The organism is Pseudoalteromonas sp. ECSMB14103 (genome assembly GCF_000813065.1).
Classification (GTDB): Bacteria; Pseudomonadota; Gammaproteobacteria; order Enterobacterales; family Alteromonadaceae; genus Pseudoalteromonas; species Pseudoalteromonas marina.
Genome location: NZ_JWGY01000001.1, coordinates 1,021,012 through 1,036,391 on the forward strand (window position 1 = coordinate 1,021,012; position 15,380 = coordinate 1,036,391).

Sequence of the window (15,380 nt, forward strand, 5' to 3'; positions counted from 1 at the left end):
GGCATGAAAAGCAGCCAAACAAACCCTATTGTCGATAATTTTATAGCGCCAAAATGCATAGATACGTTTAGTATTTTGTATCAAGATAACGATATTTTAGTCATTAATAAACCCAGCGGGTTGCTGAGTTTATCAGGGAAAAATTCAGAAAATTGGGACTCAGTACATTATCGTCTAGTAAATGGGCAAAAAGGGTTAACGCCGCCCTTTTTAAACGCAAAATTAGTTCATCGATTAGATTTAGGCACATCGGGGATAATGCTTGTAAGCCTAAACGATTTGAGCTCAAAACGTTTAAATAAGCAGTTTCAATTACGTAGTGTAAAAAAGCATTATGTAGCAGTGCTGCAGGGGTATGTTAGCGAAAATAGAGGGCAAATTGATGCGCCCATAGCTAAAGACACACAGTTATTCCCGCGTGTGAAAATCTGCAAACTAGAGGGGAAGCCTGCTGTTACCGAGTTTAACGTTATAAAGCGCCTTGCTAACCCTGTTAGAACTTATGTACATTTTTCTCCTTTGACTGGGCGTACTCATCAGCTACGCATACATAGTCATTTTATAGGCCACCCTATTTTAGGATGCGACCTGTATAAGAGTGCACACAGTGAAAAGCTATCAAAACGCTTACAGTTGCATGCAAGCGATCTGTTTTTTGAACATCCCACTACAAATCAAGCAATTCACATCCATTGCCCAAGCCCATTTTAGTTTGAATTAACATTACATTTTTTAATTTTTTCCCTTGAAGTTCTATTAGCTCCCCCCATATTAAGTGCATAACGCAGACACTTTGCTAATTGGAGATATATAAATGACTGCAGCACAAAAAGAAACATTAGGCTTTCAAACAGAAGTAAAACAACTATTAAACTTAATGATTCATTCTCTTTATTCAAACAAAGAGATTTTTTTACGTGAGCTTGTATCAAACGCATCAGATGCAGCCGACAAGCTACGTTTTTTAGCGCTTTCAAATGGTGATCTTTACCAAGGTGATGCAGACCTTCGCGTTCGTATCAGCGCAGATAAAGAGGCCAATACCGTTACTATTTCAGATAACGGCATCGGTATGACGCGTGAAGAAGTGATTAACTCTTTAGGCACTATTGCAAAATCGGGCACTGCTGAGTTTTTCAAAAACTTAACGGGCGATCAGAGCAAAGATTCACAACTTATTGGTCAGTTTGGTGTTGGTTTTTACTCTGCATTTATTGTTGCTGATTTAGTGACTGTTCGCACACGTAAAGCGGGTGAAACAACTGCTTATGAGTGGGAGTCTAAAGGTGAAGGCGAGTATACGCTGCAAGAAATTGAAAAAGAAGGCCGTGGTACCGAAATTACTTTACACCTTCGCGAAGACGAAAAAGAATTTGCAGACGAATTCCGTTTACGTAGCATTGTGACCAAATACTCAGATCATATTTCTACGCCTGTACAAATGTACAAAGCAGAAGTACCAGAATCTGAAGGCGAAGATGGCGAAAAAATTCCAGCAGTACCGGGTGAGTGGGAAAGCATTAACCGCGCCACGGCATTGTGGACGCGTGATAAATCAGAGCTTTCAGATGAAGAATACAAAGAGTTTTACAAGCATGTGAGCCATGACTGGGAAGATCCGCTAAGCTGGGCACATAATAAAGTTGAAGGTAAAACTGAGTACACTAGCCTTTTATATATCCCTAAAAAAGCCCCTTTCGATTTATGGAACCGTGAGCGTCAAAGTGGTTTAAAACTATACGTTCAACGTGTGTTTGTAATGGATGATGCTGAGCAGTTTATGCCAAGCTACTTACGTTTTGTTAAGGGTTTATTAGATTCAAACGATTTACCATTAAATGTATCGCGTGAAATTTTACAAGATAACAAAGTAACCCAAGCGATTCGTAAAGGGTGTACCTCGCGTATCATTAAAATGCTTGAGCGTATGGCTAAAAACAAAGCTGACGATTACCAAGTATTTTGGAATGAGTTTGGTCAGGTGATGAAAGAAGGCCCAGCGGAAGACGCTGCAAATAAAGAAGCGATTTGCAAGTTACTTCGTTTTTCTTCTACTCATACAGACTCACAGACGCAAGATGTGTCGCTTGAGCAATATGTTGAGCGCACGAACGAAGGGCAAGATAAAATATATTACGTGGTAGCCGATACCTTTACCGCTGCTAAAAACTCGCCGCATTTAGAGATTTTCCGCAAAAAAGGCATTGAGGTATTATTACTAAGCGACCGTGTTGATGAGTGGATGATGAGCCACCTAACTGAGTTTGCAGATAAGCCACTTCAGTCAATCACACGTGGTGACTTAGACCTAGGCAAGCTTGATGATGAAGAGACAAAGAAAGCCCAAGAAGAGTCTGAAAAAGAGATGGCCGGCTTAGTCGAGCGCATTAAAACAGCCTTAGGAGAAGATGTTAAAGAAGTGCGTTTCACACACCGTTTAACTGACTCTCCAGCATGTGTTGTAAGTGATGACAACGACATGAGTTCGCAAATGCAAAAGCTAATGGAGTCTGTTGGTCAAGCGGCGCCAGAGGCTAAGCCTGTGTTTGAGCTAAACCCAGAGCATCAACTTGTGAAACATTTAAATGACGAACAAGATGAAGATAAATTTACACAATGGTCACATGTACTATTAGACCAAGCATTACTTGCAGAGCGCGGAACATTAAAAGACCCAACAGGGTTTGTTACTCGCCTAAATAAATTAATGTTAGAGCTAAGCAAATAAATTTATATTAAGTTATTAAGAGTACAAATATTGTACATATTAAAAAAGGAAGCCTAGGCTTCCTTTTTTTATGCGCTATAAACTAGGCAATTAGTATAAGTTGCTTGAGTATCAGCGGCGCTTATGGAAGAATTCAGGCTTTAAAAATAAACTCTCATACTAGGGGACAATGATATGCGCATTATTCTTTTGGGCGCGCCGGGTGCAGGTAAAGGTACTCAAGCTCAGTTTTTAATGGACAAGTACGGTATTCCACAAATTTCAACTGGCGATATGCTACGTGCTGCAATTAAAGAAGGCACTCCACTTGGCTTAGAAGCAAAAAAAGTAATGGACGCAGGTCAGCTAATTTCTGACGATATCATTATTGGTTTAGTTAAAGAGCGTATTGCTAAAGCTGATTGCGAAAAAGGTTTTTTACTAGATGGCTTTCCACGTACCATTCCACAAGCAGATGCAATGAAAGAAAATGGCGTAGTAGTTGATCACGTTATTGAATTTGATGTTGCTGATGAAGTAATTGTAGAGCGTATGGGCGGACGTCGTGTTCATCCTGGCTCGGGTCGTGTTTACCATGTTGTTTACAATCCACCAAAAGTGGAAGGTAAAGATGATGAAACAGGTGAAGAGTTAATTGTGCGCGCTGACGACACAGAAGAGACTGTGCGTAAACGTCTAGGTATTTACCATGAGCAAACTATGCCGTTGGTTGATTACTACCAAGCTGAAGCCGCTGCAGGCAACACGCAGTACCATAAACTTGACGGTACACAAGCCGTAGAAGTTGTAAGTGCACAGTTAGGTGAGCTTTTAGGTTAATTTAAAGCGCACAAAAAAACCGCCAGTAGGCGGTTTTTTTTGTTTTACAGAAAGGCCTATAAGGTTTTAAGCTTTTCTATTACGCTGTCATATTCTGGCTCGGTAGATAGGTTACTCACTAATTGCTTGTAAATCACTTTGTGGCTCTTATCGAGTATAAAAATAGAGCGCGTTAGAAGCCCCATATCTTTTATAATCACACCATATTTTTGGCCAAAATCACGCCATACCGAATCAGATAATGTGATGACTTTATCTATACCTTCTGCTTTACAAAATCGTTTTTGGGCAAACGGTAAATCAGCACTTACAGTCAATATTTCAATACTTGGAAATTGCAGCGCCACTTTTTCGTTAAAGTGCTTAGTTTGTAAACTACACACACCGGTATCTAAACTTGGTACTACGCTAATTAGTAATGCTTGCCCTTTGTAGTTTTTGAGCGTTACAGGCGTAAAGTTACCATCAACTACTTTAAAGTCAGGCGCACTTTCACCTACTGAGACACCTTCACCCATTAAAGTAATTGGTTTGCCCTGTACTGACACTTTTCCTGCATCTAGTGTATTTTCTGGGTAATCGGCTGCCATAGCAACGGAGCAAAATGCACTCAGCACAAACGCGAACGTACGATACATAAGGTATTTCCTTTTAAATTAACGCAATAAGCGACAGTGTATTATACTGCGTATGAGTAACCAAGCGATTATGCGTTCTTGCTTGCTAAGAATTAGTTATGAGATTTATAAATTGTAAACCGCTGAAACTTTGATTAACATATAGTTACAAAAAATATCTTAAATAATAAAAATAAAAGCCACTATCATTTTGTGATGTTAATACTTGGTTTAAAAATAGAGAGATAGTATGCCAACATCAGTATTAGTATGTGATGATTCCAAATTAGCGAGGCGCCAGTTAGCTCGCTCATTGCCGGAAGACTGGGACATAAAGGTTGAGTTTGCAATTAACGGTGTTGATTGCATAAAGCAAATAAAAGCGGTTGACCCAGAAATTCTATTCCTTGATTTAAACATGCCTGAAATGGACGGGTATGAAGTGTTGATGGCAATAAAAGAGTTAGGCTTAAATGTGCTTACTGTTGTGGTATCTGGTGACATACAACCTAATGCCCACCAACGAGTGCTTGATTTAGGCGCTATCGATTTTATTCAAAAACCCTGCTCACCAGAAAAGCTTGCCGAAATAATAGAGCATCATGGAATTAAAGACAAAGCTATGCGTGAACGCTTGTCCCATGCATTAGGTGAGCAAGTTGACCCTGACGTTCGAGACATCTACCAAGAACTGACGAATGTCGCAATGGGGCAGGCTGGTGACTTACTAGCAAGGTTACTCAATGTATTTGTCGAATTACCAATCCCTAATGTAAATATTCTCGAGGTGAGTGAGCTAGATATGGCACTTCGCTCCATAGATAATAATGCGTCTACTTCTGGTGTGTGCCAGGGCTTTATAGGTGGTGGTGTATCTGGCGAAGCATTATTATTACTCAACGATTCTAGTTTTAAAGAAATTGCGTCTTTAATGAATTATGACGGTGTACTCACCGATAACGTTGAGCTTGAGCTACTAATGGATATTAGTAATATCCTTATTGGTGCAATTCTTACGGGTCTTTCTAAGCAGCTCGACATGTCATTCAGCCAAGGACACCCAATTGTGTTAGGTCAGCATAGAGATGTGTCTGAACTGGTAAAAGCAAACAAGTCTCGTTGGCAACGCACTCTTGCAATTGAAATTAGCTATGGCATTGAAAATCACAACATAAACTGTGATTTAATGTTGTTATTTACCGAAGACTCACTAAAAACTTTGAAATACAAAGTTGCTTACCTATTAGAAGATTAAGTTATGGCTGCTGATTTAGATATGAATGAGATCCATTGGTTAATGGATATGTTTAATACCGTTGATGTGGGTCTTGTTGTACTTGATAGAGATTACCGAGTGTGTGTTTGGAATGGGTTCATGGAAAACCATTCCGGCTTATTACCAAGTGCGGTAAAGCATAAAGATTTATTTGATTTGTTTCCTGCAATAGACGAAAAATGGTTTAGAAGTAAATCTGAATCAGTATTTGTTTTAAAAAATCGCTCATTCACAATATGGGAACAGCAACCTTATATATTTAGGTTTAAAAATTACCGTCCTATCACTGGTAAAGCCGAGTATATGTATCAAAATGCAACTTTTATACCTTTAACTAATATTCGTGCAGAAGTCAGTCATATATGTATTATCTTATATGATGTAACTGATATTGCGGTAAATAAAAAAGAATTAGAGGATTTAAATGCCCGCCTAGAGCAAGTAAGCCAAACAGATAGCCTTACTCAATTGTATAACCGTGGTCATTGGGAGAGTACGCTCAAGCAAGAGTTTTTGCGTACTAAGCGCAATGGCGGTTCTAGTGCATTGCTGATGTTTGATATCGATCGATTTAAAGTCGTAAATGATGAATATGGCCACACGTGTGGTGATGAAGCACTACGCCACTTGTCAAAACTTTTAAAAACGACACTACGCGAAACGGACATAGCAGGAAGGTACGGTGGTGAGGAGTTTGTAGTTACTTTATTAGATACCGATGAAAAGGGGGCTGAAATTTTTGCTGAACGCTTAAGGGTATTAATTGAGCAAAGTCCTGTTATGTATAAACAACTTGAAGTGAAAGTAACAGTGAGTATTGGTTTTGCCTGTTTTAGTAATGAGTTTAAAGACCATGAGCGCTGGATAGAAGCTGCAGATAAAGCTATGTATCAATCTAAAAAGAATGGACGAAATAAAGTAACTGCCTATGCCGATATAAAAAATGACGCTTAAGCGTCATTTTTTATTAATTATTTTTAGTCGGCCGCTCTGAGTTTAATCACTCGGTTGTATGTCGAGAGTCATCTTTAGGGCATTGTCCGATAGTCGTTATTTTTTCATTGTTATCTACTTGTTCAAGTTTTACTTTAAACCCCCATAATCTATAAAGATGCTTAAGTACTTCCTCATGTGTATTTGCTAAAGGTATATTATTGTGCGGCACATACCTAAGCGTTAGCGCTCTATCCCCTCTGATATCAACATCGTACACTTGAATGTTAGGTTCATGATTACTTAAGTTATATTGAGCCGAAAGCGCTTCCCTTACCGCTTTATATCCATTGTCGTTATGAATTGCGCCTATTTCTAAATGCGGAGCGCTTGCGTTATCAATAAGTGTAAAAAGCTTAAAGTCGCGAATTAATTTAGGGGATAAAAACTGGCTTATAAAGCTTTCATCTTTAAAGTTTTGCATAGCAAAATGAAGGGTATCAAGCCAATTACTTCCGGCATATTCAGGAAACCACTTTTTATCTTCTTCCGTTGGGTGTTCGCATAGTCGCCTAATATCAACCATCATATTGAAGCCTAAAGCATACGGGTTTATGCCCGAGTAATACTGACTATTGTAAGGTGGTTGATAAACAACATTTGTGTGGCTTTGTAAAAATTCCAGCATAAATGAGTCGGTAAGTTTACCTTCATCATATAGGTGATTTAAAATGGTGTAATGCCAAAAGGTGGCCCAACCTTCATTCATTACTTGTGTTTGTTTTTGTGGGTAAAAATATTGTGATATTTTACGCACTATACGAATAACTTCACGTTGCCAAGGTTCTAAAAGTGGTGCGTTTTTTTCTATAAAATACAAGATATTTTCTTGCGGCTCTTGAGGAAAGTGGCGTTCTTTCTTTTTTGCTTCTTGGTGATGTTCGGGGATTGTTCGCCATAATTCGTTCACTTGAGATTGCAAATAAGCCTCGCGTTCTTCTTGGCGCTTTTGCTCTTCGAATAACGAAATTTGTTGCGGGCGTTTATAACGATCAACGCCATAGTTCATGAGTGCGTGGCATGAGTCTAGTAAGGTTTCTACTGCTGTTACACCGTATTTTTCTTCGCAGCGACGTATATAATTTTTAGAAAATACCAGGTAATCAATGATAGAGCTGGCATCGGTCCATGTTTTAAATAAATAATTACCTTTAAAAAAAGAGTTGTGGCCATAACATGCGTGCGCCATAACTAGTGCTTGCATCGGTAACGTATTTTCTTCCATTAAATATGCAATACAGGGGTCTGAATTAATCACTATTTCATACGCGAGGCCCATTTGTCCGCGTTTATAGTTTTGCTCAGTTTGAATGAATTTTTTCCCGTAAGACCAATGGTTGTAACCAATAGGCATCCCAACACTTGAGTACGCATCCATCATTTGTTCGGCGGTGATCACCTCTATCTGATTAGGGTAAGTGTCTAACCGGTAAAAGTCTGCAACGCGGGCTATTTCTGTTTGATACTCAGTTAACAAATCAAAAGTCCAGTCAGGGCCGTCACTCATTCGTTTAGTATTCATATTAATACCTCGCTTGGTTATGCAGCCCCTTGTTGTTGCCGACCTTTTTTAAAAAGCTCCCTAAATATAGGGTAAATGTCTTCAGCACTTTGAATGTGCTGTATGGCAAAGTTGGAATGTGTTTGCGTAATATTTAAATATTCTCGCCATAGGCTTTGATGAGCACGTGTTGTGATTTCAATGTAGGCAAAATAGCGAACAGCATCTAAAATACTATTACGTAATATTTGCCCGCAATGAGGAGTATCGTCAGCCCAGTTATCACCGTCAGATGCTTGTGCTGCATATACATTCCATTCGTCTGCGTTGTAACGCTCTTTAATTATTTTATCCATCAGTTTAAGTGCGCTCGATACGATAGTTCCCCCAGTTTCTTGAGAGTAAAAAAATGTTTGTTCGTCTACTTCAGTAGCTTGCGTATGATGACGGATATAGACCACTTCAATGTCTTTATAACTGCGCGTTAAAAATTGATATAGTAAAATATAAAACCGTTTTGCCATATCTTTTGTGGCTTGGTCCATAGAGCCTGACACATCCATAATACAAAACATAACCGCTTTGCTGGTGGGGTGGGGGCGCTTCTCGTAATTTCTAAAACGCAAGTCATAGTTATCAATAAATGGCACAGCTTTAATTTGCTGTTTGAGTAGGTTTATTTCTTTTTGTAAAAGTGCAACAGCGGCTTTATCGCTATGAGGTTCGTGTATTAATATTTTTAGCTGAGCTTCTAAATCGGCTAAGCGGCGCTTTTTTCCAGCGCTCATCGCAACACGTCGAGCAAGTGATCCTTGTAACGAACGAACAATATCAATATTACTTGGCATACCTTCACTGCAAAAACCGGCTCGGTGAGTTTTCATTTGTACAAGTTTATCAAGTTGATTTTCTTGAAGATTAGGAAGTTCTAAATCTTCAAAAAGTAAATCGAGGTACTCATCTTTTGAGATAGAGAACACAAATTCATCTTGCCCTTCGCCAGAGTCGCTTGCCTCACCTTGTCCAGAACCATCACCTTGACCACCTTTTGGTCGCTCTATTTTATCACCTGTTGCAAACTTATCGTTACCTGGGTGTATTTGTTTCTTATTCCCACCTTTACCTTGATGAAAGGAAGGCTCGCTGATATCACGTTGAGGAATAGATATACTTTCCCCCGATGTAGAGTCGGTTACACTGCGTTTATTTATTGCATCTGACACCGCTTCTTTTATCTGTTTTTTATAACGCCTAATGAAGCGTTGACGATTTACGGTGCTTTTATTTTTACCGTTTAAACGTCTGTCTATGAAATGCGCCATAATGACCTCCTAAAACCACAACCATGAAGGTTATTGTGATTTTCTAACACGTAGGTACCACTCAGATAACAATCTGACTTGCTTTTGTGTATAGCCTTTCTCGACCATGCGATTAACAAAGTCTTCGTGTTTTTGCTGATCTTCAGCTGAGGTTTTAGTATTAAACGAAATAACAGGCAACAGATCTTCTGTGTTTGAAAACATTTTTTTCTCAATGACAGTGCGTAATTTTTCATAACTCGTCCACAGCGGGTTTTTGCCATTGTTATGAGCCCGTGCGCGTAGTACAAAATTGACTATTTCGTTACGAAAATCTTTAGGGTTAGAAATGCCCGCTGGTTTTTCAATTTTCTCAAGCTCTGCATTGAGTGCAGCTCGGTCAAATAATTGGCCTGTATCAGGGTCACGATATTCTTGATCTTGAATCCAAAAATCGGCATAAATAACATAGCGATCAAATATGTTTTGCCCATATTCTGAGTATGATTCCAAATACGCAGTTTGAAGTTCCTTACCAATAAATTCAACATACTGAGGGATTAAATAGCCTTTTAAAAAGCTCAAGTAGCGTTCTTCAAGATCGCTGCTGAATTGTTCACGCTCTATTTGTTGTTCAAGTACATAAAATAAGTGAACAGGGTTCGCGGCCACTTCTGTGTTATCAAAATTAAACACCCGAGATAAAATTTTAAATGCAAAGCGAGTAGAAAGGCCCGTCATGCCTTCATCCACCCCTGCGTAATCGCGATACTCTTGATACGACTTTGCTTTTGGATCAGTGTCTTTGAGTGTTTCACCATCGTACACTCGCATTTTAGAATATAGGCTTGAGTTTTCAGGCTCTTTTAATCGTGAAAGAGTTGTAAATTGTGCCAAAGCTTTTAAGGTGCCAGGCGCGCAAGGAGCGCTATGAAGTTCACTATGCTGAAGAAGTTTGTCGTAAATTTTAATTTCTTCAGTGACACGCAAACAATAAGGTACCTTGACTATGTATACACGGTCTAAAAAGGCTTCATTATTTTTGTTATTTTTAAAGGTTTGCCATTCAGATTCGTTTGAATGAGCGAGGATCATGCCATTAAAGGGAAGAGCGCTAATACCTTCAGTCCCATTGTAATTACCTTCTTGCGTGGCCGTTAGTAGTGGATGGAGTACTTTGATAGGGGCTTTAAACATCTCTACAAATTCCATCAAGCCTTGATTTGCCATACAAAGTGAACCCGAGTAAGCATAAGCATCGGGGTCATTTTGCGCAAAATGTTCAAGCTGACGTATATCTACTTTACCCACTAATGCGGATATATCTTGGTTGTTTTCATCGCCAGGCTCTGTTTTAGCGATGCCTATTTGATTCAGAATAGATGGATAACGTTTTACCACTCTAAACTTACTTATATCGCCATTAAACTCTTTCAGTCGTTTGCCTGCCCACGGTGACATAATTGTTTTTAAATAACGTGGCTTAATACCGTACTCTTGCTCTAGCACATTAGCGTCTTCAATGGGATCAAACAGAGATAATGGGTGATCGTTTACCGGTGACCCTTTAATTGAATAGATGGGTACTTGTTGCATGAGGTACTTTAGCTTTTCAGCAATAGATGATTTGCCACCGCCGACTGGACCTAATAGGTAGAGAACCTGTTTACACTCTTCAAGCCCTTGAGCGGCGTGTTTTAAATAAGAAACAATTTGTTCAATGGCATCCTCCATACCATAAAAATCGGTAAAGGCAGGGTAGCGTGCAACTACTCTATTTGAAAATAACCGACTGAGGCGTGCATCCGTTGCGGTATCTACCATTGTGGGTTCACCTATGGCCATTAAAAGGCGTTCTGGTGCACTCGCGTAGGCAGATTTGTCGGTTTTACATATCTCAAGAAACTCGGCGATACTGTACTCTTCTTCTTGTGCCGCTTCGTAACGTGCTTGGTAATGCTCAAAAATCGTCATAATAACCTCCGAAACCCGCTGTAAAAGGTGCTTACATTTTAAAGTTTAGTCGCGAAAGTCTATGTTTGTGGAATAAAATTAAAAATTTAAGTGAAAAAAGATCATGTTGAAGAAGGCTATTTTGTCAAATGACAGAGTTTAAAAGTATAAATAATAGGCATAAAAAAAGACGCGTTAGCGTCTTTTTTAAATTAGCGATAAGTGCTAATTAAGCGAAGTTTGCGTTTGCAAATTCCCAGTTAACAAGTGACCAAAAACCTTTAAGGTAATCTGGACGCACGTTACGGTAATCAATGTAGTATGCGTGTTCCCATAAATCTACAGTAAGAACAGGTGTAACGCCTTCGTCAGTAAGTGGTGTAGCAGCGTTAGATGTGTTAACGATATCTAAAGAGCCATCGGCAAGTTTTACTAACCAAGTCCAGCTTGAACCGAAGTTATTTACTGCTTTGTCGTTTAATGCATCTTTAAACGCATCAAAAGAACCCCATTTAGCGTTAATTGCATCTGCAATTGCGCCAGTAGGCTCGCCGCCGCCATTTGGAGATAGGCTGTTCCAGTAAAACGTGTGATTCCAGATTTGCGCTGCGTTGTTAAATACACCGCCTTCTGATGAACATACGATTTCTTCTAGAGATTTGTTTTCAAACTCTGTACCAGGGATCAAACCGTTAAGCTTAACAACGTAAGTGTTGTGGTGCTTACCGTGGTGAAACTCTAATGTTTCTTTTGAAATATGTGGCTCAAGTGCGTCGATTGCATATGGTAGTGACGGTAGTTCAAATGCCATTTTTTATCTCCATCTTTTTTAGTTGATAGTCCATTTGGTAATACGTAATGCCTGTTGAAACAGACCACTTACCTATACCAAGTGGGAATATAGTGTTACTATAATTGTTGAGTATTTTACTCAAGTTTAAGCAAACAGCAATGCTATTGCGAAAGACTATTTCAATTGTGGCTTTATTTGCCCATTTTAAGTTATATATTTATGGTCACGATGAGTTATTTTCAAGACCTAAGTATATTTAGCTATCGTTACTTTGAGGTTGTAGATGGAAACCATTGATAAAATTAAACAGCAAATTTCAGAAAACCCAATTATCCTTTTCATGAAAGGGTCACCTAAGTTACCAAACTGTGGTTTTTCTTCACAAGCTTCACAAGCACTTATGTCGTGTGGCGAACCGTTTGCATACGTTGATATTTTACTAAACCCAGACATTCGTGCTGAGCTTCCTGCTTACGCAAATTGGCCTACATTCCCACAACTTTGGGTTGAGGGTGAGCTAATTGGTGGTTGTGATATCATCATCGAAATGTTCCAACGTGGTGAATTACAACCGTTAATCACAGAAACAGCGGCTAAGTACAAAGAAGCTGACGCTGAGTAATCTTATTTTGTGAGCGCTATTTCTATAGTGCTGTGATAATAAAAGCCACGTTAAGTGGCTTTATTGTTTTTAGTATTTTTACAATATCACTCATCTGCACGGCAGGGTAACTTGCACATTTAGACCACCACTTAATTTATTATGTAAGCTTATTTGTCCTTTATGTGCTTCAGCAATCTCTCTGCACAAAGCTAACCCCAAACCACTTCCTGTACTTTTTGTAGAGTAAAAAGGTACAAGGGCATTAGCCATAACCTGCTCACTCATGCCTTTTCCGCCATCGCTTACATCTACTATGCAAGTATTATTAAAAAACGTTACATCTATGTTTATTTTAGACGGATTTGAGCCTGACTCGTGTGCATTTTTGAGTAAGTTGATAAGCAACTGCTCAAGTTGTGCCTGATCTGCATGTAATATGCTTTGGGTGCTGCTTACTGTGTAGCTAAACTGCCATTGGCTATTCAGATCACTTAATGTGTTTTGCCAATTTATCGCTGATTTTTGTGGTGTAGGGAGCTTTGCAAATTTGCCGTAGCCTTGAACAAACTCAGTCAAGTGGCTTATCCTTTCATCGATTGTTGAAAACACTCGTGCAAGGCGAGGCTCATCTACGCGGCTAGCTAAAAGCTGAGCGCTGTGCAGCATTGATGACATAGGGCCAAGAGAGTTATTGAGCTCGTGGCTTATTATTCGAATAACTTTTTTCCATACTGCTACTTCTTGGCGGCTGAGTTCACGGGTAAGTTGTTTAAATATGTATAAGTGATGTTTTTGATTGTTAAGCAAAAACTCGCCAGTCGATAAATGCCAAGTTTGAGAATCGTGACTATCTACTTCAATATTAAACAAGCCATCCACGCCTTGTTCAATAGCATTAGTAAGCTGAATAGGTGCATCAGACAATAATTGGTGAAGCTGCGTGCCTTCTAGTTGTGTTTTGCTATTAAATAAAGTGCGGCTGACTAAGTTACTAAATACAACAGTTTTGTTATCGTTAACAAGTAAAAGTGCTTGGGGAGAGCTTTGTAATACTTTATCTAACATTAACTCTCGTTGATAAATCCACTGTTTTTCTTGCCGAAGTTGTTTTGCCGTTTGATTATAAAGCTGACATAGTTTTCCTAGCTCATCATTATTTTTGTAGGCTAATAAACTAGAAAGCTCACCATCTTTAAAATTAAGTAAGCCGGTTTCTAGCGATTGCAACCCTAGCTTAATAGGTTTTGTTAAGGCTCTAGCTAGCAAGATGCTTATTAGCATAGCTGCTATGACCAACAACACAGAGTAATACAGCGGATGTTGTGCAATTATTGTAATGCTAACAACAGGCAAAACGCTGCATAAAACACATATAGCCATTATTTTTTGAGTTAACGATAAGCCACTAATAAAATTAAACATTAGTAATCAATACCCATTTTTTGTAAGCGCCTATAGAGTGCTTGACGGCTTAAACCAAATTCTCGTGCTACTTTGGCTATAACCCCCTGATTAGCGCGTATTGATTGTTCAATTTCGAATTTTGTTGGTTCTTTTTTTACGTCGTTATTTTTTATTGGTGACGACGGGGTTAGGTCAAAATCTTCAGCACTAAGCAAACCATTAGGCTTGATTACACCAACACGTTTACAGGCGTTTTCAAGTTCTCTTACATTACCTGGCCATTGGTATCGATTAAGGGCTTGCTCTGCATCAATACTTAGCTCTCTATGTGGTAAAAAGTGATTAATGAGTGGCGCAATATCATCAACGCGTTCACAAAGCGCAGGTACGTTTAACTCAATAACGTTAAGGCGATAGTACAAATCTTCTCTAAAACGCCCTTCGGTTATTGCTTGTAATAAATTTTCGTTTGTGGCTGATATAACACGTACAGTTACTTTGCGCGTTTGTGTGGACCCTAACCGTTCAAATTCACCTGTTTGCAACACTCTTAGCAACTTCATTTGCCCAGAAAGTGGCAAGTTGCCAATTTCATCTAAAAATAATGTTCCACCATCGGCTGCCTCAAAACGACCTATACGTTGCTTGCTTATACCAGTATAAGCACCTGCTTCAGCACCAAACAATTCAGCTTCCAAAAGCTCTTGGGGAAGGGCGCCTGCATTGACCTTTATGAAAGGCTGATTTATTAGTGAAGAGTTTTTTTGAATAATAGTGGCAATACACTCTTTACCACTGCCATTAGGGCCTGTTATGAGTGCAGAGATATCAGATTTAGCCACTTGCAATGCCATTGTGACTAATCGCTCCATTGCGGTACTTTTAAAAATAAGGCCTGCTAAGTTAGCAGTGTTATATTTATCCTCTCGCTCTTTTTGTTGGCGGTTGTGCGTGGCCACAAGTTGCTTAGTGCGCCCTAGCTCTATTAAGTTAGTAATACACGTAAGAAGCTTATGGTCGTCCCATGGTTTTGGAAGGTAATCGGCTGCACCTGCTTTAACGAGTTCAATAGCCGTTGACAATTCAGTCCAAGCGGTTATTAGTATAATAGGGAGGTGTGGGTTCTCTTCACGCAGCGCATAAAACAAAGTTTTACCTTCTTCGCCTGAGGTGGTATCGCTGGTAAAATTCATATCTTGAATAACGAGAGAGATGCGTTGGTACTGCACAATTTGAATCGCTTCAAAGGGCGTTGTTGCGGTAACTACATTAAAGTTATGTATTTCCAGTAGTAATGATAATGCCTCTAAAACAGCCGGGTTATCATCAACGATAAGTATTTTTTCCATGTGAATTTAATCGCTGTTTATTATTATTTAAATATTGAAAAT

Annotated in this window: 13 protein-coding genes; 6 read left to right on the plus strand and 7 right to left on the minus strand. The window is 39.1% G+C overall.

The features are described from left to right. Positions 1-3: 3 nt before the first annotated feature. From RF53_RS04835 to adk, 3 genes are all read left to right on the plus strand, one after another. The gene (locus RF53_RS04835; protein WP_039036749.1) at positions 4-711 is read left to right on the plus strand and encodes an RluA family pseudouridine synthase; all 708 of its coding nucleotides are present in this window, start codon (positions 4-6) and stop codon (positions 709-711) included. A 103-nt stretch (positions 712-814) separates the two neighbouring features. Further along, on the plus strand, positions 815-2,728 hold the full coding sequence (htpG, locus tag RF53_RS04840; protein WP_039036750.1) for a molecular chaperone HtpG: 1,914 nt from the start codon (positions 815-817) through the stop codon (positions 2,726-2,728). 174 nt (positions 2,729-2,902) lie between these two features. Next, complete coding sequence (adk, locus tag RF53_RS04845; protein WP_006792401.1) at positions 2,903-3,547, plus strand: adenylate kinase; 645 nt, start codon at positions 2,903-2,905, stop codon at positions 3,545-3,547. Positions 3,548-3,603: 56 nt separating this feature from the next. Here adk and tpx read toward each other — a convergent pair whose 3' ends face one another. Further along, the gene (tpx, locus tag RF53_RS04850; RefSeq protein ID WP_039036751.1) at positions 3,604-4,185 is read right to left on the minus strand and encodes a thiol peroxidase; all 582 of its coding nucleotides are present in this window, start codon (positions 4,183-4,185) and stop codon (positions 3,604-3,606) included. Positions 4,186-4,414: 229 nt separating this feature from the next. Between tpx and RF53_RS04855 the strand changes: the two genes are divergently transcribed. Further along, a complete protein-coding gene (locus tag RF53_RS04855; RefSeq protein ID WP_010557595.1) occupies positions 4,415-5,419 on the plus strand; it encodes a response regulator in 1,005 nt (334 codons plus the stop codon). Positions 5,420-5,422: 3 nt separating this feature from the next. Next, entirely contained in the window at positions 5,423-6,394 is a 972-nt protein-coding gene (locus RF53_RS04860) for a sensor domain-containing diguanylate cyclase (RefSeq protein ID WP_006792404.1), read from the plus strand. A gap of 46 nt (positions 6,395-6,440) precedes the next feature. Here the strand turns inward: RF53_RS04860 and RF53_RS04865 are convergent, their stop codons facing one another. The 4 genes from RF53_RS04865 to RF53_RS04880 all read right to left on the minus strand — a co-directional run bounded on the left by RF53_RS04865 (position 6,441) and on the right by RF53_RS04880 (position 11,999). Further along, positions 6,441-7,955, minus strand: a complete 1,515-nt coding sequence (locus RF53_RS04865) for a SpoVR family protein (protein ID WP_039036752.1) — start codon at positions 7,953-7,955, stop codon at positions 6,441-6,443. 17 nt (positions 7,956-7,972) lie between these two features. After that, positions 7,973-9,256: a YeaH/YhbH family protein gene (locus tag RF53_RS04870; RefSeq protein ID WP_039036753.1), complete on the minus strand. Its 1,284-nt coding sequence runs from the start codon at positions 9,254-9,256 to the stop codon at positions 7,973-7,975. Between the two features lie 30 nt (positions 9,257-9,286). Beyond that, on the minus strand, positions 9,287-11,209 hold the full coding sequence (locus RF53_RS04875; protein WP_039036754.1) for a PrkA family serine protein kinase: 1,923 nt from the start codon (positions 11,207-11,209) through the stop codon (positions 9,287-9,289). A gap of 208 nt (positions 11,210-11,417) precedes the next feature. Beyond that, a complete protein-coding gene (locus RF53_RS04880) occupies positions 11,418-11,999 on the minus strand; it encodes a superoxide dismutase (RefSeq protein ID WP_006792408.1) in 582 nt (193 codons plus the stop codon). Between the two features lie 265 nt (positions 12,000-12,264). Between RF53_RS04880 and RF53_RS04885 the strand changes: the two genes are divergently transcribed. Beyond that, on the plus strand, positions 12,265-12,603 hold the full coding sequence (locus RF53_RS04885; RefSeq protein ID WP_006792409.1) for a Grx4 family monothiol glutaredoxin: 339 nt from the start codon (positions 12,265-12,267) through the stop codon (positions 12,601-12,603). Positions 12,604-12,693: 90 nt separating this feature from the next. On the opposite strand, the gene RF53_RS04890 is transcribed toward RF53_RS04885, so the two are convergent. Then, positions 12,694-14,007, minus strand: a complete 1,314-nt coding sequence (locus tag RF53_RS04890; protein ID WP_039036755.1) for a sensor histidine kinase — start codon at positions 14,005-14,007, stop codon at positions 12,694-12,696. After that, a complete protein-coding gene (locus RF53_RS04895; RefSeq protein ID WP_008132054.1) occupies positions 14,007-15,338 on the minus strand; it encodes a sigma-54-dependent transcriptional regulator in 1,332 nt (443 codons plus the stop codon). The genes RF53_RS04890 and RF53_RS04895 overlap by 1 nt, the downstream gene beginning before the upstream one ends. Positions 15,339-15,380: the final 42 nt, after the last annotated feature.